The organism is Vagococcus acidifermentans (assembly GCF_003987655.1).
GTDB lineage: Bacteria > Bacillota > Bacilli > Lactobacillales > Vagococcaceae > Vagococcus_B > Vagococcus_B acidifermentans.
This window is the reverse complement of record NZ_NGKC01000001.1, coordinates 274,528-299,655: the sequence shown is the minus strand read 5'-3', so window position 1 is coordinate 299,655 and position 25,128 is coordinate 274,528. Positions and strand designations below refer to the sequence as shown.

The following is a 25,128-nucleotide window of genomic DNA, read 5'->3' as shown; positions in this document are numbered from 1 at the left end:
TTCCATTTAAAAACGCTCGATATTTGAACTGTGAATAAAAACAATTTTTCGTAAGTCCGCTGATGTCATTGGCCAATGAATCAAAATAAGCATCCAGCCGGAAAGACATAATCTTTCCGGCTGGATGCTTTGAGTCATAATTTAGTTGAATATGATAACTTTCTTAAACGACCGCATGGACGCCACTACCTTGTCGGCCGATGGCAAGTGTTCTCTTTCCCCGATACCTATTACTGCCATGCCCGCATGAACCGCTGCCTGACAGCCTGCTTCAGAATCTTCGACCACGAGACATTCCGACGGTATCAACCGCAACGCTTCTGCCCCTAACAGAAAGACTGCCGGATGCGGTTTGGCTTGAGTTACCATGTTGCCGTCAATAACCGCATCAAAATAAGCGGACAAACCCGTTTTATCAAGGATAAACGGTGCATTTTTACTGGCGGAGCCCAAGCCAATCCGGATATTTTCAGTTTTCAGAAAAGTCAACGCTTCGATGACTCCCGGTAAAATATCCGCCGCTGTCAAGTGTTTGATATAACTCAAATAATGGTCATTCTTCACTTGAAGAAACTGCGCCTTATCGTCTTCAGTGTATGTCCGTCCCGTTTTATCAAGCCCCAGAAGGATGTCCAGCGACGCAACTCGCGACACTCCTTTCAAGCGCTCATTATCCTGCTCAGTGAAAGGAATCTGCAGCTGCTTCGCCAGTGCTTGCCACGCCTGATAATGGTAACGGGCTGTATCAATCAGCACACCGTCCAAGTCAAACAGCACACCTTTATACATCTGTCAAAGCTCCTTTAGCGGCTAGTAAACCGGCAGCTTTAATCAGCGCAGCGATATTTTCAGATGTTCGCCGCACATTTTTCTCAGCATCAGCGCGTATATCCTCCCACGGGGCAATATGTGACAACGTTGGGAATACTGCATGAATACCGTAATTAGACAAATCGTCAAGCCCGTCTCCCAGACTGCCGCAAACCGCAATGACCAATTTGCCTTCAGGCACCCGTTCGGCGATACCGACCGGAGCTTTTCCTTTAAAACTCTGACCGTCCATTTTACCTTCGCCGACAATAATCACGTCCGCCCGTGCAGCCCGCCGGTCAAAATCCAAGCTGTCCAGCACGTAATCTATACCGGAAACAATGGTGCCGGACGCAAATGCCCGCAGACCGGCAGCCATACCGCCGCCTGCGCCGCTGCCTGGTTCATGAATCGTCTCAGGCGACACCAGCGTGTAAAACGAATACATCGCATCATCGACTTCACGTAACCGTTCTTCAGGCAAACCTTTTTGCGGCCCAAAGACATAGGTTGCCCCCAGTGGACCGCACAGCTTGTTTGTCACATCGGATACGACAATCAACTCCGTGTCCTTCAAATTTTCCGGCACCCGGTCCGCGGTAAAAGAAGCGACTTTTCCCAAGTTTGCACCAACCGGTTCCAAAAGCCGCCCTGCTGCGTCGAAAAAATCATAGCCTAACCCGGCGGCCATACCGATTCCGCCGTCATTGGTCGCACTGCCGCCGACAGCTATGATTATTTTTTTCACCCCTTGATTGACCAGCTGTCTAATCAACTCACCCAAACCTTTTGTCGACAGCTTCAACGGGTCTCTATCTTCCGGCGGAATGTTTTCCAGCCCAGCAACTTCCGCCATTTCTATGAGAGCGGTCTGCTCATCAGCTGCATAGGCTACCTTGGCCGTCCCGCCATGATAAGCCGACACCTCCGCCGTGGCATCAGTCAGGCCCAAACCTGTCGCCAGTATATCGGCGGTGCCTTCACCGCCGTCACCGACCGGCAGCAAATCAAACAGTGCATCCGGGAACTGTTTCTCAAATCCTTTTTTAATCGCTTCAGCAACACGCTGTGCAGATAAACTCTCTTTGAACGAATCAGGCGCTATTAAGAAACGCATGTTTTCAGCCTCCTGTCCCATACGATTTTTTTCACGAGGTCGACTTGCTCGCCCTCAATGAGCAGCGGCAATGACTCGTCTGTTTCTTTGCTTACTATTATAAACGCATCGGACAGTTTGATGCGAATGAAGTGGTCCTTCAGAAAGCATTTAATCACAAATTTTTATCACGCTCGCAAAAAAACAACAGGTGCGCACAAGCCTACCTGTTGTTTTTGTTTACAACCGAACTGCTGACTGCTGCCATGCCAAAATAGCAGCGGCTGTTTCTTGAGCATTTTGATTGGTAAACGTTTTAGCATATGTTTTTTTGCGATAACTGTATTTGGGGTCATAATAAGACACTAGCAATGTTTCAATAACTGATTTAGCCTCGCCGTCTTTCAACTGCTGCTGCATCTTTGCCACCCGGTCTTGATTCATGACTTTTCCCATATAAGACAGTGTGTTTATCAGCTCCGTCACATCAGTTGCCTCAACATAATCATGGTAAATTTGATTGACACGATATGGCAGCGCTGCGTCTATAAATATTTTTTGCCCGTTTTGTATTTGTTCGTACAGCGGCTGGGGCATGACCGCTTGGCCGATACGGCGGCTTTCCCCTTCCGTAAAGACAACATCACCGGTTTGCCAATTGCGGCTGGCATCGAACAACATGCTTTCAAACATTTTCTGCGAATGAGGTGCTGTCAAGCCGATACTGCCCAGAAGCGATCCTCTGTGATTAGCGCAGGCTTCTAAATCCAGAACGTTAGCACCCAGCTTTGACAGTTCTGCTAAAATATCAGTTTTTCCGCTGCCTGAAAGACCGTAAAGTGTCACAAATTGCACACGCGTCACTTGCTCGGCAAGATGTTCCAAGACGTAATGGCGGTATGCTTTATACCCGCCTTTAATACGGCTGACCGGCAGTCCCAGCGCCTTCAACAGCGAAAAAATCGTATCCGACCGCATGCCCCCGCGGCTGCAAAAAAGAGCCAGTTCATCATATTCATTTAACAGCTGACGGTATCGGGCGTACATCTCCGGCAGTCGCGCCGAGGCCCACGTCACACCATACTGCTTGGCATCATCAATTTGTCCGGCTTTATACATCTTCCCGATTACTTCGCGAGCTTGGTCGTCCATGACCGGAATATTGACTGCTCCGGGAATGGTAGACAGCTGGTATTCTTTGGGGCTGCGCACGTCAACAAAGCCGATTGTTTTCTTTTTACTTGATGCCAATACTTCTTCGTAAGTTATTGTTGGTTTCATGTATCATCACTTTCTAAAAATTGAATCCTTCCAGTACATTCTATCATACTCCTTTTTCAGAAATATTTCTTTCTTTTTTTATGACAGCCTAACAAATGCTCTGCATAGACTTTCACACAAAATATGTTACACTTTTGGTAATAAGAACCGGGGGGATAGCGATGATAAAAAAATGGCTGGAGCACTTAAAAAAAAGCTATATCACACAACAGTCCAACTTGGCTGACATGCCCGACTTTCCGGAAACGGAACTAATCGCTAAGCGCCTGATTTTTTCGGGAAATGTACAAGGCGTCGGGTTCAGACAGCAGTTTTCCTTAATCGCAAAAAAAGTCGGTGTGACCGGCTGGGTCCGCAATTTGCCAGACGGCAGAGTGGAAAGCCTAGTACAAGGAACAGAAGAAAAAATCGCGTTTTTAATCAGCTATATGCAGCAGCAAAAACGTTTATTTATTCGTGATGTAGCAGAAGAACAACGCGACGTTTCGTCGGAGCTTTCCCATTTTTCAATTTTATATTAGCTACCTAAAAAACTTCCAACTAACAGGAAGTTTTTTAGGTAGCTATTCGTTATTATGGTAATCAGCCACAATTGTTTTCACCGTGTCATGGGCATCTGCTGCCAGCTTTTTATTATCGGCTCGACAGGTGATTAACGCTTTCCACAATGCCCAGCCTCTTGCCCTGTGCCACGTCTCATCATCGAAACCCAATTCTTTTTTAAAGACGCTTCTGCTGTCGGCATCAAAAAACGTCCAAGCGATTGCTGCATCACACGAAGGGTCTCCTGCACCTAGCATGCCAAAATCAATCACTGCGGATAGTTTCCCGTTGTTGACCAATAAATTCCCGGGCGCAATATCGCCGTGGACCCAAACCGGTTCATGCTGCCAGCTGGAAGCCAGTGCCAGTTCCCAAATTTCTTGTAACACATGTTTATCGGAAAAACGGCTGTGATAAACAGCCTCACGATACTCTGAATCATACACTGCAAGGCCTCCGCCCCTGTAAAAATTATGTGCGCCGGCTAACGGGGCGCCAGTCGCGTTAATTGATTGCAAGTCAACTAAAAAGCGAGCCAAATCCTCCGCCAAGCAGGAGAAATCAAGCACATTTGCTGAAGTGAGCGTCTCGCCAGCCAACCACTTGTAGATTGACCACGGATATGGGTAGTCATCACTCGGCGCCCCTGTCGCCACCGGCTCAGGAATCGGCAAGGAAAGCTGCTTCGCCAAAAAAGGCAGCCACCTCTGCTCTTTTGCAACTTGCGGCACGTAAGCTTCCGCACTTGGCAGTCTGACACTCAGCTGCTGGCCCAAATGAAAGGTGCGGTTATCATGACCGCTTGTTTCAACCGGTTTGATGGGCAAATGCGACCATTCAGGAAATTGTTCCTCTATTAACCTTGATACGACAGCAACATCAATGTTTACCATGTTTCTTCTCCTAAACAGTTATAGCTTCATCATATCATAATAAGCGCCAGTGATCTGATAAAAAACACCGCCAACAGTTTATCAGTTGCCGGCGGTGTTATTTAAGGATTTAGCTGATCTCTGACGCGTCCGACGGATACGTGATTTTGCTTCCTTTGTCATGAACAGAGAATCGCCCCTTGTCAGATGGTATCACCGGAGCGGAAGAGCTCCAAGGCCAGCCGCCAAACTGATTTTTTTCAAAATCACGGTACGCCTGAATCACTTCTTCGCGAGTATTCATCACAAACGGTCCGTAAGCGAAAACTTCCTCGTCTATTGCTTTACCGGTGAACACCATAAACTCAGTGTCCTCGCGGGCAGTGAACACAAGCTCTGTATCAGATGTATACACCAGCAGCGAATCACTTACGACCTCATAATCTGCAGCTGCCAGCAGACCGTCAGCAACATACAATTGAACCTTGACATCTTCCGGGAATTTGGGCATGGTGATTTTCTCCCCTTTTTTGAGATGACCGTCCCAGACGTTGATGTAATGGTCTTCGTCAAAGCCGTAAGATGTGTCAGCAGGACGCTGTGCGGCTGTCGCGAAGTATCGGCCGACAAGCACTTTCAACTGGTTCTCTGCCGGATTTTTTTCAGACAAACTGACCACTGGTGTTTGTTCACGCCAATGCATGCGGTAAGACGGCTCTGCCATCTTCATGTGAGACGGCAAATTCAGCCAAATTTGTACAATTTCAAATGGATTTTCTTTATCTGTATGAATGAGCGGAAACATTTCAGCGTGCTGCAGTCCTTTGCCGGAAATCATCCACTGAATGTCGCCGTCGCCGTACCGGCCGTAATTTCCATGGGAGTCAAAATGGTCGATCGTCCCTTGCCGCGCATAAGTGATTGTTTCAAACCCGCGATGCGGATGTGCAGGAAATCCCGGCACATACTCGCCGTGGTACATATGCCAACCTCTATTTGATGTGAAATCATTCCCTCTTTCCCAGTCATCCGGAAAAGCTGCAGGAGCCATGTCGCCATTTCCCGCCGGGTAGCGGTCGACGTGTCTCGCAATTAGGATGAACGGGTTTTGAACTGGGATTCTTGCAGAGTTGACCGGATATATTTTGCCTTTAAGCATAAAAGCGCCTCCTGTTTACTTACTTTTTGAAAGTATATTTCTATTGTAGTTTTTCCGCGGCGGAAGTCAATTCATCTGCACTTTTTTATAATGACATAAACAAAGCTGCGACTAACTCAGTGCCTTACTCCGAACCTGTCACAATGTGTCCTTTCAACCAAAAAGCAGGTACCATCTTCTCACAAGTGATGGTACCTGCTTTGTCAACTTACATTCCTATTGCGCCGATACGAACTGTTGAATCGCCGGCAGACCGGTAATCGCCGTGTCTTTGCCGTCTTGCTGGACAATCAGTGTCGGCGCCTGCATCACGTGATATTTCAAAGCCTGGTCCAAGTTGTCCTGCGCATCGATTGTCTGATATGCTACACCGGCTGTAGTCAGCAGCTGCTGCACCCGGGAACAATTCGGACATGTTTTTGTCACAAACAACAGTCCTTTTTCAGACGGTTGCGGTGCCGTTTGCTCCGCCCGGGGTGCACTCAGTGGTGCCACAGACGCTGAATGCGACCCGACATCATACAGTTTCCGTTCTTTGAATTCCTGAATTTTCCCGGCATTCCAGTTCTGGACCGGTCGATAGTAGCCGGTGATACGGCTGTAAATCTCCGTCGGCTCGCCGCAATCCGGACACACCGCAATCTCTCCGGCGAGATACCCGTGATTTTTGCAGACAGAGTATGTCGGCGATAAAGTATAGTACGGCAATTTATAGTTTTCGGCAATTGTCCTGACTAGTTTGCCTGCCGCTTGCCAGTCCGGCAGTTTTTCTCCAAGAAACGTATGGAACACGGTACCAGATGTGTACAGCGTCTGCAGTTCATCTTGAATGTCCAGCGCCTCAAACACATCTTCCGTGTAACCTACCGGCAAGTGGGAACTGTTAGTGTAGTACGGCGTGTTGCCGTTCTCCGTTGCCGTGATGATAGCCGGATATTTTTGTTTGTCATGTTTGGCCAAACGGTAAGTCGTTGATTCGGCCGGGGTAGCTTCAAGATTGTACAAATCGCCGTAAGCTTCCTGATACGTTACCAGCCGTTCTTTCATATGGGTCAGCACTTGTCTGGCAAACGCTTGTGTTTGTTTTTGGGTCAGGTCCGCCCTCAGCCACGGCGCATTCAACCCGGCTTCGTTCATGCCAATCAAGCCGATAGTGGAAAAATGATTGTCAAACGTGCCGAGATAATGTTTCGTATACGGATATAACCCTTCGTCCAACAATTTCGTGACGACATCACGTTTGATTTTCAGCGACCTTGCCGACAGGTCCATCAGCTTGTCCAAACGGTCATAAAATTCGGATTCAGTCGCTGACAAGTAGGCAATGCGTGGCAAATTAATCGTCACAACCCCGACAGAGCCCGTGCTTTCCCCGCTGCCGAAGAACCCGCCGGACTTTCTGCGCAGTTCACGCAAATCAAGACGCAGCCGGCAGCACATGCTCCGCACATCGCTCGGCTCCATGTCGCTGTTGACATAATTGGAAAAATACGGTGTCCCGTACTTGGCGGTCATCTCGAAAAGCAGGCGGTTGTTTTCAGTGTCCGACCAATCAAAATCTTTCGTGATGGAGTAAGTCGGAATCGGATATTGAAATCCGCGTCCGTCCGCATCGCCGTCAATCATGATTTCAATAAACGCTTTGTTGATCATGTCCATTTCTTTTTTGCAGTCGCCGTACGTAAACGGCATGTCTTTCCCGCCGACGATTGCCGGCATGTCCTTCAAATCAGCCGGGACCGTCCAGTCCAGCGTGATATTGGTGAACGGTGCCTGACTGCCCCATCTGCTTGGCGTGTTGACACCGAATACAAACGATTCAATCGCTTTTTTGACACGGTCGTAATCCAAATTGTCAGCCTTCACAAAAGGGGCAAGATAGGTGTCGAATGAGGAGAACGCTTGGGCACCTGCCCACTCATTTTGCATAATTCCCAGAAAATTGACCATCTGATTGCAAAGAGACGACAAGTGCTTCGCCGGTTTGGATGTGATTTTCCCGCGGACACCGCCCAATCCTTCCTGAATCAGCTGTTTCAGCGACCAGCCGGCACAGTAGCCGGTCAGCATCGACAAGTCATGGATATGAATATCCCCGTCCCGATGCGCATTCGCAATTTCCTCATCATAGATTTCACTGAGCCAATAATTTGCAGTGATGGCACCGCTGTTGCTCAATATCAATCCGCCGACAGAGTAGGTCACAGTAGAGTTTTCTTTTACCCGCCAGTCAGCGGCATTGACATAGCTATCCACTAATTCCTTATAGTCCAGCATAGTCGCGCTGACATTACGCACCTTCTCCCGCTGTTTCCGATACAAAATGTACGCCTTCGCCACTTCGGTAAAGCCGCTTTCACTCAACACTTCTTCCACACTGTCCTGAATTTCTTCCACACTGATACTGTTGTCATGGATTTTGCTGCTGAAATTACTGCAGACACGCAGCGTCAACAGTTCCAGCACACTCTCATCGCTGGGCGTCTCCGTTGCTGCAAAGGCTTTGCCCATGGCGTTGGTAATTTTCTGCGCATCAAAATCAACTTGCGAGCCGTTTCGTTTTAACACATTGTACACGTTATCTTCCTCCTATTCCTCTGACTCCGACCTCTTTCACATATTTTTTTAAGATTTCTGCATACTCAACCATTTCTTCATCGTTGCGGGCATGCAGTCCCTGTGCAATCGTTTTGCCGCTATCGACAAATTTTTGAAGATAGCACCGCTTCGCGCCTTCAATCAGTTTACCGATTTCATCCATGTCACTTGCTTCATGGTATTCTGCCACAACTGTCGTCCTGAACTCGTAGTCAGTGCCGCCGTTTATCAGCAGGTCGATGCTCTGCTGAATTTTTTTCAGCCAGACAGCATTGCTTCTCGTCAATCCGGATGTTTCCGGGTATTTGCTCAGACCGTTTTTGACATCCATCGCCACATAATCCACCAGTCCTTCCGCAATATAAGCTGCCAGCACCTCCGGATAACTGCCGTTAGTGTCAATTTTGACAGACAACCCCAGCGCTTTGCATTGCACCAGGAACGGACGCAGCTGTTTGGCATGGAGCAGCGGCTCGCCCCCGCTGATGCAAATCCCTTCAAGCACACCTTGGCGCTTCTTCAAATATGCCAGCACTTCCTGAGCAGAAACAGACGGTAAATCCGCCGGCAAAAAAACAAGGTCCGCATTATGGCAGAACGGGCAGCGCATGTTGCATCCGCCAGTAAAAACCGTTGCAGCCATTTTTCCGGGATAATCAAGCAGGGTCAATTTCTGAAACCCGAAAAATTCCATCGCAATGTTTTCCTGTTCCTCAACATTCAGCGCATTGTCAGCAATACGCTGCTGAATACGCAAATACTCGGCAATTTCCGCTTCACTTAACCCTTTCGTCAACTGATTGAACCAGTCGCGGCGAATCAAGTATAAATCTTTCATAATCTCTTTCGTGCGGTCTGTCGAAAAAAGAAAGCGTTCTCTTTTATCGTCGCGATTTATCTCCGTCCTGACAAGACCGAGCTCAGTCAGTTTGTTGACCGCTTTGCTCACGAGTGCTTTGTCATACGCACCACTTTGCGCCAGTGCTTTCATCGTGATGCCCTCGTACTCATTGATTGCGATTAAAAAGTTGAACTGTCCTGCACCAAGTCCGAATTGTTCTCCGTATTTATCATAAAACTTCTGACTGCTGCGATGAACAACAGAAACATTAGTCGACAGCTGGTTTAAATTGGTCACGTGTGTGTCACCTCTTTTGCCTTTCCATTCCTATTGTACGCTTAGTTAGTTGACGATTCAACTATTTTCAGATTAAATACGCGCCACAAACCATGCGCTTCCTCTTAAAACCTGCATGAGCCTGCTGGGAACACGTTCTTACCGCAACGCAAAACAATAAAAAATAACTCTTCAGGTTATTTCGAAGAGTTATTTTGTGCATTGCTGTTTCTTTTTGTTACAGCTCATCCAGCATGTTTACCCGTTTCATATGTCTGCCGCCCTCAAACGGCGTATCTAGCCATGTGTCGACAATCATCAGCGCCAAGCCGCTGCCTGTGACCCGCTCGCCCAGACAAAGAACATTGCTATTATTGTGCGCACGAGTAGCTTGAGCTGTGAACACATCGCCGACTAATGATGCTCTGATGCCGTGGTGCTTATTCGCCGCCATTGACATACCCACGCCAGTACCGCAAATTAAAATACCCGGCACGTCACTCTTTAACACTTCTTCACAGACCGCGGAGGCATATACAGGGAAGTCCACCGATTCTTCAGAAAAACAGCCGACATCCAGCACACTATGCCCTTTCTTTTCCAGATGGTCTTTGATCACTTGCTTCAGACGAAATCCGCCATGGTCAGACCCTACTACAACACTCGCCAATTTATTTCTTCCTCCCGTCACTGTTGTTAAAAATCAGCTGGGTTGGATGCCAGCATGACTCTAACTTCATGATATCAGTTGCTATCTCTTTTGCCAACACCGACTTGCAGCTTTGGGAGATACTTGAAACTTTTCACCAGAACTAATAACAACAACTCCTATATTTGATTTTCTTAAATATTTTATTAAACTTTCTATTATGTATTTAAAACCATCAGTTACAGTTTTTTTTGGAAAACTTAACGAATCTAGCTTTACCTATGGTAATTCCTGTAACAGGAATTAGAAAACTTTTCTCCCCCAAAAAAACTTCTAATAAGTGATCTATGAGCAAATGAAACGAAATCCTTTATAGCGAATCATTGCTGCGCAAAAAAGCTGGCAACTAGGAAGCAAGTGCCTAGTTGCCAGCTTTTCTTTGAACTCCTCTAACTTTCTCCAAAGCCTGCTCTCGATTTGGTGCACACACAAGATATGAACCCAGCACTAATATGTCTACACCATTTTCGACGCATAGTTTTCCTGTCTCGTCATTAATTCCACCGTCTACTTCGATCACATAATCGTATTGATATTGTTGTCTCCATGATGCAAACTGATTAATATTATCTAGTGTGTCTTCAATAAATGATTGACCGCCAAACCCTGGTTGTACAGTCATTTGTAATAACACATCAACTTCTGATAGAAATGGTTTGATTTTTTCAGCAGGAGTCGTCGGATTAACAGCTAAACCAGGTAAAATTCCTGCTGATCTAAGCTTTTCCAGCACGTCAAAAACAGCTTTGTCAGTTTTAAATGCTTCATAATGAACTGTCACGTATTTTGGGTGTATGTCCAGAACTTTTTCAATAAAAAATTTTGGGTTATCAACCATCAAATGAATGTCAAGCGGTTTATCTGCCACTTTAGCTATTTCTTTCATGATATCTGGACCAAAAGTCATATTCTCGACAAAATGACCATCCATGACATCCAAATGAAAATAATCAATTGCTTCCTTGTTTAGTTTTTCGATTTCATCTGCTAATGATAACATCGGAATATTTAATATAGATACGCCTATTTCCACGTTATTTCCCTCCAGCTCCTTTTAATCTAGCAACTCTCTCATAGTACGTTGTATGATCTTTATTGTGAAACAATGCAGATGTCCCTAAAACATAGATATCAGCAGCATTGTCCATTGCCTCGATAGTTTCAAAATTAATATTCCCATCTACTTGGATAAGCGGCGGATTTTCAATGTTTAATAAATGTTTGCGGATTTTTTTTACTTTTTCTATGGTTTCCGGTTGGATTGCTTGCCCTGCAAACCCGGGATTCACTGTCATAACTAATAGTAAATCAATTGACTCCAAGTAAGGGTAGACAATTTCTAACGGTGTTTCCGGATTAAGTGCTATACCTGCCTTAATACCTTTTGAGTGAATCAAGTCAATTAGCTCTTCCGCATTATCCGTAGTTTCTATATGAAAAGTAATATTTTTAGGTTCAATCGGGGCAAACATGTTGATATATTTTTCTGGTGTTACAGTTGCAAGATGAATGTCTAGCGGCAACACTGTAATTTTTTTTAGCGCTGCTAACCATTCCGGGAACAGAGCTAAATTATTCACATACACACCGTCCATGACATCACAATGCCATAATGTACAGTCACTGGCTTCGACTTTCTTTACTTCTTCTTCTACATTCATCTGATCTGCACACATGATAGATCCAGCAAATAGCTTCATTAGATGATTCACCTCTTATTCTCTAATGTCATAATTTGCTCCACTCGTTTTTGGTGTCTGCCACCTTGAAATTGGGCGGTTAAAAAGGTGTCGACTATTGTTAATGCTAAACTCTCACCAATCACTCTCGCACCTAAACAAATAACATTTGCGTTATTATGCTCTTTGGTCGCTTTTGCAGAAAACGAATCCGATAATAGCGCTGCTCGAATACCATGAATTTTGTTCGCTGCCATCGACATTCCAATTCCTGTGCCGCAGCAAAGAATGCCATAATTTGCCTCATTGGCATTAACTAACTCAGCGACTTTCACTGCGTATGTCACAAAATTAGTACTCTCTGTGCTAGTTGTTCCCACATCAATGACATGAATCCCTTGCTCAGTCAAATGTGCCACAACCTTTTGTTTTAATTCAAAGCCGGCATGATCGCTTCCGATTGCTATCTTCATCTCAAAATCCTCCTTTTAATTGTGCATATATTTTTCTGGAATGACAACAGCATCTTTTTCCCCTTTATACCACTTCGAAACCGCTTCAAGCAAAATGAACGGACCTTTATCAATCACATCTGTATCACCAGCAATATGCGGTGTTATGGTAACATTATCTCTTCCTATCAAATAATGATTGTCTGGTAAAGGTTCTTCCCAAAAAACGTCTAGTGCTGCTCCAGCTATCTCTCCATCATCCAATGCTTTTTTGAAAGCTTGTTCATCAATCAGTCCCGCTCGTGCAGTGTTTATTAACACTGCTGTTTTTTTCATCAAATGCAACTCATCAACACCTACAAAATTTTCAGTCTCATGCGTCAATCGTAAATGAAGACTAATAATGTCACTTAATTTAAATATCTCTTCTTTTGACTTATAGCAAACAGGGAGCGAAACTTTCTTTTTTTGACCTGGATGAAAAGCGAGTACTGTCACACCTAAATTAAGTAATTTTTCTGCAAGTATTGTGCCGATATTCCCCAGCCCGATGATACCTACAGTTAAATTTTTCAATGAGTAACGGTAGCCATCGTTATAATACCTTTTTTCCCACTGCCCATTAGATAACTTACACATCGAAATCCCAATGTTTCGAATCTGAGCCAGCATAAGTCCAAGGGCAAACTCTGCTGTGGCTTCCGCATTTTTGACAGCTCTAATAACAGGTATTCCTTTATCCCGACAGCTATCTAAATCAATATTCTCAGTCCCGCCTCTGGCCAATCCAATTAATTTCAGATTTTGACAGCCATCCAACATTTTTTTATTAACGGGCGCTATATGTACAAAAAGATAATTCGTTTCTTTTAAATCATCCAGTAACGACGAGGGCGGCTCAAAAAAATCCGGTCCCTCGGTTTCAACCATGGTCATTTTACTTTGAAAAGCCGCTTTGTCTAATTCACCAAACCAGCTGTGCTCAGAAATTTGATAGTCATCGTGTGGCCACATTTTCTGGATTGCATCAATAAAAATAGAACTCGAGATTAAACCGTCTCCGATAATTGTAATCTTATCCATGATGACTCCTTTTTAAAAAGCAATAATTAAACGGCCTACAATTACAAATATAATTCCGAGGATAATATGTATAAGGCTGGCTTTCTTAAACGCCTGCTTGTCATGCTTTTCATGGCTATTCTGCACTTTTTTAGCTGTGTCAAAAAACACTTTCATAAAAAATCCCATGCCGATTAAAGTACTCACATTAGCTAACATTTTTTTCTCCTTCTTCTAATGAATTTAGAGTTTTGGCTACCTAACACCGATATCCTTATTAACTTGAAGTAATTCAAACAAAATAATTACTACAATTTCGTTGATTTAATACCCGCTTTGTTATTGGAAAACTATTGAATCAAACCAGACTGAACATTCAGTCTGGTTTGATTTTAATTTTGTCCGTAGTAAGCATTCGCACCGTGTTTGCGCAAATAATGTTTATCTAAAATTTCCTGAGGCAAATCCGAAGCATTAGGATTGACGATTCGAGCAAACAAGTTCATTTTAGCAATCTCATCTAAAACCACGTTATTTACAACAGCATCTGTGACATTCTTTCCCCATGTAAAGGAGGCATGCCCATGTAGTAAAATGCCCGGGACCGCAACTGGGTCAATATTTTTTTCTTTAAACGTGTCCACAATTAGATTTCCGGTTTCCTTTTCATAGCCCTCGTCAATCTCTTGTTTCGTCAAATATCTGGCACAAGGAATCGCACCATAAAAATGATCCGCATGCGTCGTTCCCATTGGGCGCAATTCTTGTCCTGACTGAGCCCAAATCGTCGCCCATGGGGAATGCGTGTGTACAACGCCTTTAATCTCTTTAAAATGTTTATAAATAACCGCATGAGTGGCAGTATCAGAAGAAGGATTCAATTTTCCATCAACTTTTTCTCCATCCAAATTAACAGTTACCAAATCATCCGGTGTTAATTCTTCATATGGAACCCCACTTGGCTTAATAACAAACACTTGCTCATCTTCATCAAAACCGCTCGCATTTCCCCAAGTGTATTTAACTAATCCTTGTCTTTGGAGCTCCATATTTGCAGCATAAACTTCTTCTTTTAATTTTTTTAACATCTATTTCACTCCTACTCTGGATTTACGTCTACGATTACTTTGTTAAATTCGATTGTTTTATTGTGCATTTTCGTCAGATAATCCCCTAATTCCTCTAAGCTGATATGATGAGAAATCATCGGTTGGAATACAATCTCTTTCTTATCCATGAATGCCAATGTGCCTTCCCAATCTCTGCCAGGGTATGGGGCCGTATATGAATTCCAAGCACCGTTAACAGTAAGTTCGCCACGCAATATCTTTTCCACGGAAGATGCTTTCAAATGCAGGTCTTGATGAGAGATGCCGACAAATACGATTGAACCATTCTTCCTGGCAATATTGAGCGCCTGCTCCTGGGTAATAACTGATCCGGCCGTTTCAATCACGACATCAACACCAATCCCAGTTTGTTTCATTATTTCATCAATTAAATTATTTTCCTTACTATTGATGGTTGATGTGGCACCAAGTTCTTTTGCCAGATTAAGTTTGTCCTGAAAGATATCTACTGCAATGATTTCTGATGCACCAAATATTTTTGCACATTGAACAGCAAATTGACCAATCGGCCCACACCCCAGAACAGCTACTTTATCTCCAGCCTGTATATTAGACTTTCTTAAAGCATGAAATGATATTGCTGCCGGTTCGACACCTGCTGCATCCAGTAAACTTAACGAATTCGGAATAGGTACAACATGCTCTATTGGCACTTTGACGTACTCGGCCATACCGCCATTACTTCCTGTCCCAATAATATTATAGTTATCACTTAAACCATACAGACCTTCTTTTGTATAAATTGATTCCGGGTCAGGGATTAAAGGCGCTACGCATACCGGCGTATTCAAAGGTAGGTTCTTCACATTTTCGCCGACTTTGGCAACAGTGCCGCTGAATTCATGTCCAATAACTAGCGGGTACTTACGAGCGCCATTTTCATTCTGTGTCCTCGGAAGGTCTGAACCACATATTCCTGTATATGAGACTTTAATTAACACTTCATCTGCTGTAATTTCTGGGATATCTATCTCTTGAACTTCAATAACTCCAGGCGCAACTAAAACTGCGGCTTTCATTTTTTCCATCTTCATCTATCCTTTTTGACCAGTTTCTTCTGAAGCTGTATTTTTTAATGCTTGTGTATCAAGATAATCTCTGATTCCTTCTTTGTTTTTACGCCAAACAACATACACTACCAGATAAACAATGACTGTCAGTGCTATCCATAGCGGACTTTGCGAGAGGAATGCAAGGAATACCAAACCAAACAACGGCTTACCCAGAATATTGAAACTAGTAATTAACAAAGCTCCTGCAGGTAAAGTAATACCTACTGAACCAGCTATTTCAGTAAATAGAGGTGCTGTATAAGTACACATATACAAGCCTAAGCTAAACCAAATAACACCATTTAATACAGTTTTCACAATATTACCATTTGAAATAGCAATCAATCCTTGCACCATATATGGCAGAGCCAAAAGGTCAACTATCGGCAGTGTTTCGTTTCCTGGAAGAACCATTGCCATAACTACCATCAAAGGTATCAAAATAATACCTGAGATCAGTGTCGCCGGCTCTCCATAACCAGTAGCATCATTGACACCAAGGTACCATTCTCTTTCACCTTGATCACTTTTACGGGCTGATTTACTCGCAGCCTGTGAGATTGGTGCAAAAGCTTGTGCGAAAATGCCCGCGATTCTAGGGAATATAGCCATAACTGCTGATGTAGAAATCGCTACGTTTGCAATTTGTCCCCATGAAGCCAACTCACCCAAAGTTGATAAGTTTCCTAAAACACCTAGAAATAATCCTAAGAACAGACCTAATGAAATCGGCTCACCTAAAAATCCAAGTCTTTTTTGCAATGTCTGCGGGTTTAAGCGCACTTTATGTAAGCCCAACTTATTCCAAATTGGATCCATTATCATGCCAAAAATAGTCGGCTCAATATTATGCATGGCAATAATAGTACTTCTTGGATATGAATAGTATGTAGACCATCTGCGAGCTAACAAATCTGACAAAAGCAAGCTGTACATATTCAGCAGAATCATAACTCCCAAACCTAAAAACATGTTTCCTGTAGACAAATACACCATTGATCCCCAAACCATATAGGAATAGTTATTCCATAGGTCGGAAGGCTGGAATACATCTGTCCATTTCAAAAAGAATAAGGCTGTCTGCAACACTAATGCGATGACAATATAAATCATCCCTATATCAGTTGCATAAGCAACAATTGATGTTGCCTGCCAACCAACGTCAAACACTGGTAAATTTATCCCGGTTTGATCAATCATTTTTTGAACTACTTCAGATATGATTGGTGTGTAAGAATTCAGAATAAGCGTAAAACCAGTTAAACCAACACCTGCATACAAGGCAGATGAAAAAGCTTTGCTTGTCTTGATCTTCAATGCTTTTGCAACAAAAAACAGCATGACGGGCACGAAGATTGCCGCACCAAACGTATCAAAAATACTCTTTAAAACATCTAACATTTTTTCGACTCCTCCTTAAGACAATTTTTCAATAACTTCCATCACTTCATCATAGAATTCATCCTCGCCAAATCCCGTCAGTAAACCGGTAGCATTTATAATTGGAACACCATAGTCTCCGTCAGGAAGCGGGCTAGTATGAATAATAAAATCGAATGTTCCACTCTGTGCCAACTGCATAGCCTCTGTTGGACGTGACTCTGTCGTTGTTATGTTAATTCCTTTTTCTTCCATTGTATCTTTTAAATTTCCGGCTACCATTGATGATGTTACAGTTCCCGAACCACAAACTGACAATACTTTAAAACTCTTCATGTTAATCATCCTTTTCTTCATTTATTTTATCTTTAATAAATCAAACACACCTGCAGGGTTTTTTGTGTTTTCAATTTTTTTCAACAAGTCAACATCTTTAAACAAGCCCATCAGCTCTTTTAAAATGACTACCTGTTGTTTTGGGTCATGGATAGCTAACAGCATAACTATCTTTACTGAAATGCTTTCATCCGGATTAATCATCGAGCAAACATTAATTGGATTTTTTAATGTGATCAGCGCTATCGCAGACTCGTTTACATGCTCGGAATCTGTATGTGGAATGGCTATCCCGTATTGCCCTGAAAGACTGAGTCCCGTGGGCAGTATCTTTTCTCTGTCTATTACAGCATCCGAATAAGTATCTTTCACAATATTTTTTTCCTTCATTACTTGACCTACATGTTGTATCACATCTTCAATTGCCGAATACTCCTCATTCAGAAAAATAAGATCTTTTTGAAGAATATCTACCAACGCATTTTCATTTGACACATTAGCCAACCTCTTTTCCACTATGATTTTCTATTAACTCAACTAACTCTCGAGGAGTTTCTGCATTTAATAACTGGTGATATTTTTCTGTATCACCCATCAAATTGATTAACTCAACTAATACCGGTAAATGCTGTTCTTTATCAATCGGGGCAATCATTAGAACAAAATAAATTTTCAGCCCCTTAGGAGTAAAAATCCCTTGTTTGATATACAGTAAACTTAGCATCATTTCCCTAATCGTTTCTTCCGGGCCTAAATGAGGAATCACAATCTTTTCTTGAAGCACCGCATACTCCAACAATTCAGACAAGTGGTTCTTTATCTTTTCCAAATAATCGGAAGTCACGTTCCCAGCTTCTTGTAATGGACGAGCAGCAATTTCTATTGCTTCTTCCCAACCTCGTACTTGATCTACGATAACGACATTGTCTTCGCTTAATAAATTAGCTAAGCTTAAAGGCGAGGACATCTTTTCTTCTTCATCAAAAAAATATTCATTCGCTAAATCAAATCTCAGTTTTTCCTCATTCTCCAGGCCTGTATGCTTTTTGACAATTGACACAATTTTATCTATTTCGGAAAGTTCCGACTTCATGAGGCTGATTTGTTCATTTACTTGATATCTCAATTTCTTTTTGTCATCTTCAGTCATTAATTCGTTGATAACAAAGAGCGGCTTATGTGTTGCTAACGGAACTGAGCTGAATACTATATCAACCTCTTCCTCATATGTTTCAAACTCTCTGACAGAAATTGGCGCTCCAAAATAAATTTTTGGGAAAATCTGCTTCAAATCATTTTTTAGTAATTGAGAAAACGTGACGCCACTCGGACAAACGATGATAGCTTTAATATCTTTATGGTCATCAGTAGAACAACTTTCTCCAATAATATGCCCGCCTACAATCAATGAAAGAAACTTGATTTCTTCTTCAGGGAAGCTGATCTTTAATGATTTTTCTAAAGGCTGAATGGCTTTTTTACATATTAAATATATGTTATGAAATTCTTGCGGAAAAGCTTCGCCAATAGTATAGTTTGTTGTCAATTTATATTTGATTCGATAATAAGCTGGAATAAAGTGATCTAGCAGCTTTTCTAATAGAGATTGTTTGTTTCCTATGTCTACCACAGATTTAAACTCAAAATACAAAATAAACTCTTTCATTCGCTTACGAATTTCGCTGAACCTTTCGCTTGTCAAGACATCGCGATTCATTGATTGCGACGAAATAATTTGAAGAGTAATATATGTTTTTTCAGAAACACTGACATTTTCTTTCAGCTCATCCAACAGAATATTTGTTGCATTATATTCCTTCGTGTCAGAAAATTGTTTGAATGTCACGTGGAAATCAATATCTATTAGTTTTCCTTCAGTTATCCTTCTTAAAATCGCAATCAAAAACAACGGTAAAAATTGCATTGTCTGATCTGTGTATTTGATACCCACAGTGTCTTCTATCATATAAATCTTTTCCAAAATATCATCATATACATCGTTGGAAATAGATAAATATTCTTTTAAAATTGCAATGCCGCCAAAAAAACGGGAAAGATCTACAATAATATTTTTTAAGACATTTCTTTTATCCCATTCCTTTCCCTCGATACTGTATCCTTCTGATCTATCGTTTGAAAGTCGGAGATTTCTCGATTTCAATTTTGCCCGGACAGTTTTCAAATCTTTCAAAATCGTATTTTTTGTCACTTCCAATTTATCCGACAAATCTGATAAAAGAATTTTTCTTTTCCTAGTTAAAATCAACAAAATAATTAAACTAACTCGCTCGTCAGAAGAAAATATATAGGAGGGAAACACAAAATGATGATCAACAATTTCCTTACGAACTTGGTCGGGGAGAAAAACTTCGCCCTTTTCTCTATACAATTGTTGAAAACCACTTTCTTCAAGCCAGTAGTTTATTTTTTCAAAGCTGTAGTCTAGCTGTCGTTTTGTCACATTTAATTTTTTGGTCAGTCTTTCTTCTATGCCAGATGTTCTTAAAAGTTCATTTAATACTTTTACACTTCGTTCATCCATGACAGCTTCCTCCTTCTTAATTTCATTATATGAGATTTCACAAAAAAGATATATAAACGTTTTTGTATGCACTTTCATGTTTATCCACACAAAAAAGTTACCTCGCTCAAAGCTGACAATATAAGCTTGTCCTAATGCGATTGAAACAAGTGACCGCTCATCCTAAGTATTATCATTTTGTGAAATCGAAACCGAACTAAGTAGGAACACAAAAAAATACAAGTAACAAAACTGTTACTTGCTAATTAGTCTCCTACATAGGACTTTGTTTATTAATTATACCACAATTGATAAAACGATAATCTCATCCAAATTCATTATGTGTTATGCAACCTTTAATTTTACATCTTTGTGCAGTTTCATCTATTGTCAGCATCATATCGTTAGTTTTTCATATCACTAGTTTATCATTTTGTCTTTCGACCTACTTAGGACATTATCACTTTCGAATGATACTTGTTTTTTCTTTTCCAAATTCCCCCTTGCCATTTATACAAATAATGATATAATAATGTCTGTAGCATTTTGGGGGTATAGCTCAGCTGGGAGAGCGCTTGCATGGCATGCAAGAGGTCAGCGGTTCGAGCCCGCTTATCTCCATTTATTATCAACCCGCAACTTCATATCGAAGTTGCTTTTTTCTTTATCCGGCTAATCGGTCACCAAGCAATCATATTTTAATAGCAGTAAGTGTATTTGCCCTTCTTTCTCCATCCGCAGCCTCCAGTGACACGCGAGGTGACGCAACACTCTTTGCAGTTCAGCTGTTTCTATGCTATACTTGTCGGACATGAAAAATATTGATATGCAAAAATTTTGATCTGTTTTATTGAAATTTAATCAACTGGCGCAGTTAAAGGACTGCAAGGATGTAATAGTGGTTAGGGATTACATCGTTTAAATGAGAAATAATCGAAATCGAGTAATAGTGACCTCACAACTTTAAAATATTTAATATTGATTAATCAGATAGCCTTCTCTTGCTTGAGAAGGCTATCGTTCATTTTATAGGAGATTGGAATTGGTTCAGAAGAAAATCACATTTGCATCTATCCCGTAAATAGTGTTTACTATATGAGTAGGATAAATACAAAGTGAGGGAAAATGGTTGAAAATTGGTATGCGGACGTTTAAAACAGGCGTCTCTGTTTTTTTGTGTATTTTGATAAGCATTATATTGAACAGGGAAGCATACATCGTGGCAGCAATCACGGCAGTTTTTACACTTCGCGAAGACATGTATAATACCATCAAATACGGCAGGCACAGAGTCGTGGGCAACGTGTTTGGTGCGGTAGGCTCCCTGGTGGTGATTAGCCTGTTCAAATTATTCGGTTCATCTAATAGTGTGCAGTTATTTGTTGTGCCGATAGTGATTGTCTTGATTATTTCACTTCTTTCTGCCACTGACCATCATGAAGGAACGGTTGGGGCTTGTGCAACGCTACTAACAATCTTGTTTATGATACCTGAGCATCAGACTTATGCTTATGCAATCAATCGCGTAATAGACAGCTTTATCGGTATGGGAGTAGCGCTGGGCGTTAACAGTATCTTGCCTGGCAGAAGAACAGAACAAGCATGATGCACACACATCTCAAAATGAGACACTGGTCTGAATCAGACCGCTGTCTCATTTTTTGCTGTTTATAAGACTGATGGTTCAGACTTTCCTATCCGTACAGAAAACACCCCCTCAAAAAATAGATAATCCATTGCTTAGACCTGCTTCAAACATGATATACTATTGGAAAAGGGAGTGTTTATGTACTAGGTCAGCTTTAGTTTTTTTATCTCTTTAAACCACAAACTCAGGAGGAGATGGATCATGAGGAAAGAAAATGTGCCGATTGATGTCTTAGTAACACTGAACGAAAACTACATGGAACCTTTAAAAGTAATGCTCACCTCTTTGCATCATAATAACTTGGAAGAAAACTTTAGAATCTGGGTCATCCATGAATCAATCGGACCGAAAAAAATGAGTGATCTGAAAAAACTGACAGATTACTTTGGTTGGGAGTTGCACAACGAACAAATCACTAAAAATTGGTTGGATAAAGCACCCACAATTAAAAGATATCCTAAAGAAATGTATTTCAGGTTGTTATGCGGCGAAATTCTCCCCCAAGACGTCAAAAAAGTTATTTATCTTGACCCGGATATTTTGGTAATCAATCCTATCAACGATTTATGGGAGGTCGATCTTGAAGGCAACATGATTGCTGCCGCTACACACACTGGAATAACGAATTTAACCTCAGAAATAAACAAAATCCGGCTTGGTACAGACCACGAGTATTTTAATTCTGGTGTGATGTTGCTTGATTTGGAAAAAACTCGAGCGAACGTTAACTTAGAAGATATATTGGGCGTCATTGAAAAGCATGGTGCAGAGCTATTATTGCCCGATCAGGACGTGCTTAATTTTCTCTATGGCAAGCATATAAAAGAGGTGCCTGAAGAAATCTGGAATTACGACACCAGAAAAGCTGTCAGTTACTATGCCCGAAGCTTAAGCAAGCATGATCTTCAATGGGTCATAAGCAATACAGTGATTTTGCATTTTTGCGGTCAACCCAAGCCATGGAATCCAAATAGCGACAGCAGATTCACCGCTCTGTATCTTCACTACATGCAACTCTTGACACGTTTGGAAAAAAATTTTTTAGGATGATACTGGTATAACGTTAGATAAAACACCGCTTATAAATCGGAAACACAATCTTCCGTACATTGTTTTTCACTTTTACCGTTTGTCTGATACGTACACACTGGAAAGGAATGATTACTTTAATGGCATACAATATTGTGATAGCAACCTTTATTTTGCTGACAGGCGTTGTTTTTTCAAAATTTCCTAATATCCTCTGGAACAATTTATTTTGCCTATTACATTTATCCGACAAAAATTACCTCAGACAGTCAAATATATATCTGGGAAAATATCTGATTCTATTCGCCATGCTGCTCTATGCAATTAGTCCCTTTCTGTCATTCATAAACGTCGGCTTCTTTGTTGTTTGGGTAATGGTTCAAGTTATTCTTATTCCGCTGTCATTTGAAATCCGCTGGCGTACCCGCCAGAAATCAATACATTCTTAGCAAAAACTGCTAAGCGACTAAACAGCCTAAAATAATTTAAGCTGTTTTTTTTATGAATTCTTCTCATAACTTGACCTTCATGCTCTTTTGACGTTAGTGTTTTATACTGGCAAACTTCCCGCAATTGTCTCTGAAATTTTTTACCTTTGCCATAAGCGGGACACAAAAAGGGAGGTGACTCATAATAAATACTCAGATGATTTTAGTTAGCAGAATAACAGGCATTCGAAAAACAGTTACTTCATTCGTTCGTCTTGCCATTTGACGACTGTTGCTTTGATGCAGGAGCTGGCTGATGATAGCCTGAAACTAAAGAACAACTATGATTGTCTTCTGTTAGACTTCCCGAAAGTGGTTCACATCCCCATTCCCTTGGATGTCGCTTTTGCAAGACTAATACTGAGGGATTTTAGCCAAAAAGATACACGATCGTGGTCGCAAACCTATCTCACTTTAATCAGGCCATTACCTATTGCTCATGAAGCAATCGTTTCGCAACAAGTCGATAAAGTACCCGTCAGTCAGAACAGCCAACTCATCACCAATACTTTGATCACGTGATTCACTCTGAAAATTTCTCTATTTCTGCGGCTTATGTGTCAAATAAGTGCGGTACATGGTATCATCAGTCTATCACTATCATGAAAGGGCTCAAAGATGTTTAAAAAAACTTATGCCGATATAAACGGAAAACAGCAATGTCTTGTCACTTATTCGACTGATGCCGCCAACCCTCTAATTCTTTATTTGCATGGGGGACCAGGGGATGTATGCTTGCCGCTTATTGACACCTACAATTCTACATTGATGACTGACTATACCCTTGTTGTCTGGGAACAAAGAGGCGCTGGACTGTCCTACTATCCATTCACTGACGATGACACTCCCGCACTGCAAGATTATGTGGATGATGTCAAAGTCATTATCGACACTCTTTTAAGCGAATATGGTGATCAAAAAGTGTATATGATCGGACATTCTTGGGGAAGCGTCATTGCGTTGACATGCCTGCTGCAATTTCCTGAATACATTCAAGCCTACATCGGCTGCGGACAAGTTATCAACATGCAACAGACATATGACAATCAACTGGCCTTCCTTTACAATGACAGCCATGTTAAAAAAACACTGGATTTCAATTCAGACTCATGGATGGACCACGTTTTAACAACCACCCGCGATATTGTGAAACAGGGCGGCTCACTTTATGGCAGAGCTAACTATTTATATTTGGTAAAATCATTTTTATTTTCCCGGACCTATACCATTAAAGAATTGCTCAACAGACAAAAAGGCGCAAAGCAATCAATCGAAAAACTTTGGCCGGAGCTAATGACCGTTGATTTTTCAAATATAACCCGTTTAGATGTCCCTGTCCACTTAGTTGAAGGTGTCCACGACCAGCACGTCTCTGCCGCTATCGCAATAGAGTGGTTTAACCAGTTAAAAAGCAGCAAATCACTTCACCTATTTGAAAAGTCGGCCCACTTCCCGCAATGGGAGGAACCAGATAAATTCAACCGCTTGGTGCGTGAACTCTTTCAATGAACTCTACCATCATCGTATGCCAAGAGCTCATCTCCTCCAAACATCCTTACAAGGAGAGAGACCATCATGAACTGGAACCCGTGAAAAAGAATCCTAACCTGTGCCCTCAGTCGAAACCGTAGACATCTCTATCCGTACATACTCTAATATTACTGGACAAAAAGTAATTTTTATTTGCTAAAGCAGAGGGACTGTGGTATATTGAAAACAGTAATTTTTCTGAAATTCATAATTGAGTGTTTTGTTTCAAAGAACCTCTTATAAATTCGTAATGATTACAATAAATTTAAGGAGGTTCTATCTATGGAAACTGGTACAGTAAAATGGTTTAATGCCGATAAAGGTTTTGGTTTTATCACTAGAGATGGCGGCGATGATGTGTTCGCACATTTTTCAGCTATTCAAGGTGAAGGCTTCAAAACTTTAGATGAAGGACAAGCTGTGACGTTTGATGTGGAAGATTCACCACGCGGACCGCAGGCTGCAAACATTCATAAAGCATAAGTCTGTAAAGGCTGCCCTGATTGGGTAGCCTTTTTTTGTTTGCTGAATTATTTTGTAAAAGAAACTATTTTGACAATATCAGCTGAATCCGCTCGCTCTTTTTGGTATAGTAGTAAGTATAGTGTTTTTTTATGAACAAGATACTGGAGGAAA

At 41.8% G+C, this 25,128-nt stretch carries 26 protein-coding genes and 1 tRNA gene; 7 read left to right on the top strand and 20 right to left on the bottom strand.

The window, feature by feature from the left end; all coding sequences use genetic code 11:
• Window positions 1-141: 141 nt before the first annotated feature.
• From pgmB to mnmH, 4 genes are all read right to left on the bottom strand, one after another.
• A complete protein-coding gene (pgmB, locus tag CBF27_RS01510) occupies window positions 142-789 on the bottom strand; it encodes a beta-phosphoglucomutase (protein WP_126811670.1) in 648 nt (215 codons plus the stop codon).
• Window positions 782-1,927 (bottom strand): glycerate kinase family protein, encoded by a 1,146-nt coding sequence (locus CBF27_RS01505; RefSeq protein WP_126811668.1) that lies wholly within the window; start codon window positions 1,925-1,927, stop codon window positions 782-784. Before CBF27_RS01505 ends, pgmB begins: the two co-directional genes overlap by 8 nt.
• Window positions 1,915-2,085: a hypothetical protein gene (locus tag CBF27_RS14070; protein WP_170174963.1), complete on the bottom strand. Its 171-nt coding sequence runs from the start codon at window positions 2,083-2,085 to the stop codon at window positions 1,915-1,917. Before CBF27_RS14070 ends, CBF27_RS01505 begins: the two co-directional genes overlap by 13 nt.
• Window positions 2,086-2,146: 61 nt before the next feature.
• Entirely contained in the window at window positions 2,147-3,187 is a 1,041-nt protein-coding gene (mnmH, locus tag CBF27_RS01500) for a tRNA 2-selenouridine(34) synthase MnmH (protein WP_126811666.1), read from the bottom strand.
• A 161-nt stretch (window positions 3,188-3,348) separates the two neighbouring features.
• Here mnmH and CBF27_RS01495 point away from each other — a divergent pair, with 161 nt between their 5' ends.
• Entirely contained in the window at window positions 3,349-3,708 is a 360-nt protein-coding gene (locus tag CBF27_RS01495) for an acylphosphatase (protein ID WP_211334583.1), read from the top strand.
• 42 nt (window positions 3,709-3,750) lie between these two features.
• Here the strand turns inward: CBF27_RS01495 and CBF27_RS01490 are convergent, their stop codons facing one another.
• From CBF27_RS01490 to CBF27_RS01415, 16 genes are all read right to left on the bottom strand, one after another.
• Complete coding sequence (locus tag CBF27_RS01490) at window positions 3,751-4,623, bottom strand: aminoglycoside phosphotransferase family protein (RefSeq protein ID WP_126811664.1); 873 nt, start codon at window positions 4,621-4,623, stop codon at window positions 3,751-3,753.
• A gap of 109 nt (window positions 4,624-4,732) precedes the next feature.
• On the bottom strand, window positions 4,733-5,761 hold the full coding sequence (locus CBF27_RS01485; protein ID WP_126811662.1) for a pirin family protein: 1,029 nt from the start codon (window positions 5,759-5,761) through the stop codon (window positions 4,733-4,735).
• Window positions 5,762-5,977: 216 nt separating this feature from the next.
• Window positions 5,978-8,338: a ribonucleoside triphosphate reductase gene (locus CBF27_RS01480; protein ID WP_126811660.1), complete on the bottom strand. Its 2,361-nt coding sequence runs from the start codon at window positions 8,336-8,338 to the stop codon at window positions 5,978-5,980.
• Between the two features lies 1 nt (window position 8,339).
• Window positions 8,340-9,497, bottom strand: a complete 1,158-nt coding sequence (locus CBF27_RS01475) for an anaerobic ribonucleoside-triphosphate reductase activating protein (RefSeq protein WP_126811658.1) — start codon at window positions 9,495-9,497, stop codon at window positions 8,340-8,342.
• A gap of 217 nt (window positions 9,498-9,714) precedes the next feature.
• Complete coding sequence (rpiB, locus tag CBF27_RS01470; RefSeq protein ID WP_126811656.1) at window positions 9,715-10,146, bottom strand: ribose 5-phosphate isomerase B; 432 nt, start codon at window positions 10,144-10,146, stop codon at window positions 9,715-9,717.
• 400 nt (window positions 10,147-10,546) lie between these two features.
• On the bottom strand, window positions 10,547-11,218 hold the full coding sequence (rpe, locus tag CBF27_RS01465; RefSeq protein WP_126811654.1) for a ribulose-phosphate 3-epimerase: 672 nt from the start codon (window positions 11,216-11,218) through the stop codon (window positions 10,547-10,549).
• Window position 11,219: 1 nt separating this feature from the next.
• Window positions 11,220-11,885 (bottom strand): ribulose-phosphate 3-epimerase, encoded by a 666-nt coding sequence (locus tag CBF27_RS01460; RefSeq protein WP_126811653.1) that lies wholly within the window; start codon window positions 11,883-11,885, stop codon window positions 11,220-11,222.
• A gap of 8 nt (window positions 11,886-11,893) precedes the next feature.
• Window positions 11,894-12,337, bottom strand: a complete 444-nt coding sequence (rpiB, locus tag CBF27_RS01455; RefSeq protein WP_126811651.1) for a ribose 5-phosphate isomerase B — start codon at window positions 12,335-12,337, stop codon at window positions 11,894-11,896.
• Window positions 12,338-12,352: 15 nt separating this feature from the next.
• Entirely contained in the window at window positions 12,353-13,399 is a 1,047-nt protein-coding gene (locus tag CBF27_RS01450; RefSeq protein ID WP_126811649.1) for an NAD(P)-dependent oxidoreductase, read from the bottom strand.
• Between the two features lie 12 nt (window positions 13,400-13,411).
• Window positions 13,412-13,597, bottom strand: coding sequence for a hypothetical protein (locus CBF27_RS01445; protein WP_126811647.1), 186 nt, complete (start codon window positions 13,595-13,597; stop codon window positions 13,412-13,414).
• Window positions 13,598-13,770: 173 nt separating this feature from the next.
• On the bottom strand, window positions 13,771-14,466 hold the full coding sequence (locus CBF27_RS01440) for an L-ribulose-5-phosphate 4-epimerase (protein WP_126811645.1): 696 nt from the start codon (window positions 14,464-14,466) through the stop codon (window positions 13,771-13,773).
• 11 nt (window positions 14,467-14,477) lie between these two features.
• The gene (locus CBF27_RS01435) at window positions 14,478-15,536 is read right to left on the bottom strand and encodes a galactitol-1-phosphate 5-dehydrogenase (protein WP_211334582.1); all 1,059 of its coding nucleotides are present in this window, start codon (window positions 15,534-15,536) and stop codon (window positions 14,478-14,480) included.
• 6 nt (window positions 15,537-15,542) lie between these two features.
• Entirely contained in the window at window positions 15,543-16,961 is a 1,419-nt protein-coding gene (locus tag CBF27_RS01430; RefSeq protein ID WP_126811643.1) for a PTS galactitol transporter subunit IIC, read from the bottom strand.
• A gap of 15 nt (window positions 16,962-16,976) precedes the next feature.
• Window positions 16,977-17,276: a PTS sugar transporter subunit IIB gene (locus tag CBF27_RS01425; RefSeq protein ID WP_126811641.1), complete on the bottom strand. Its 300-nt coding sequence runs from the start codon at window positions 17,274-17,276 to the stop codon at window positions 16,977-16,979.
• Window positions 17,277-17,297: 21 nt separating this feature from the next.
• The gene (locus tag CBF27_RS01420) at window positions 17,298-17,771 is read right to left on the bottom strand and encodes a PTS sugar transporter subunit IIA (RefSeq protein ID WP_211334581.1); all 474 of its coding nucleotides are present in this window, start codon (window positions 17,769-17,771) and stop codon (window positions 17,298-17,300) included.
• Between the two features lies 1 nt (window position 17,772).
• On the bottom strand, window positions 17,773-19,818 hold the full coding sequence (locus CBF27_RS01415; RefSeq protein WP_170174962.1) for a BglG family transcription antiterminator: 2,046 nt from the start codon (window positions 19,816-19,818) through the stop codon (window positions 17,773-17,775).
• Between the two features lie 527 nt (window positions 19,819-20,345).
• On the opposite strand from CBF27_RS01415, the gene CBF27_RS01410 reads away from it, so the two are divergent.
• The 6 genes from CBF27_RS01410 (at window position 20,346) to CBF27_RS01390 (ending at window position 24,975) form a co-directional block, all read left to right on the top strand.
• Window positions 20,346-20,418: transfer RNA gene (locus CBF27_RS01410), tRNA-Ala, on the top strand.
• A gap of 520 nt (window positions 20,419-20,938) precedes the next feature.
• Complete coding sequence (locus CBF27_RS01405) at window positions 20,939-21,403, top strand: FUSC family protein (RefSeq protein WP_211334589.1); 465 nt, start codon at window positions 20,939-20,941, stop codon at window positions 21,401-21,403.
• Between the two features lie 243 nt (window positions 21,404-21,646).
• A complete protein-coding gene (locus tag CBF27_RS01400; RefSeq protein WP_211334580.1) occupies window positions 21,647-22,495 on the top strand; it encodes a glycosyltransferase family 8 protein in 849 nt (282 codons plus the stop codon).
• 689 nt (window positions 22,496-23,184) lie between these two features.
• Complete coding sequence (locus CBF27_RS14015; RefSeq protein WP_148112270.1) at window positions 23,185-23,484, top strand: nucleoside/nucleotide kinase family protein; 300 nt, start codon at window positions 23,185-23,187, stop codon at window positions 23,482-23,484.
• Between the two features lie 96 nt (window positions 23,485-23,580).
• Window positions 23,581-24,471 carry an alpha/beta fold hydrolase gene (locus tag CBF27_RS01395; protein ID WP_126811635.1) on the top strand — a complete coding sequence of 297 codons (891 nt, stop codon included), beginning with the start codon at window positions 23,581-23,583 and terminating at the stop codon, window positions 24,469-24,471.
• Between the two features lie 303 nt (window positions 24,472-24,774).
• The gene (locus CBF27_RS01390) at window positions 24,775-24,975 is read left to right on the top strand and encodes a cold-shock protein (protein ID WP_126811633.1); all 201 of its coding nucleotides are present in this window, start codon (window positions 24,775-24,777) and stop codon (window positions 24,973-24,975) included.
• The last annotated feature ends 153 nt before the right edge of the window (window positions 24,976-25,128 follow it).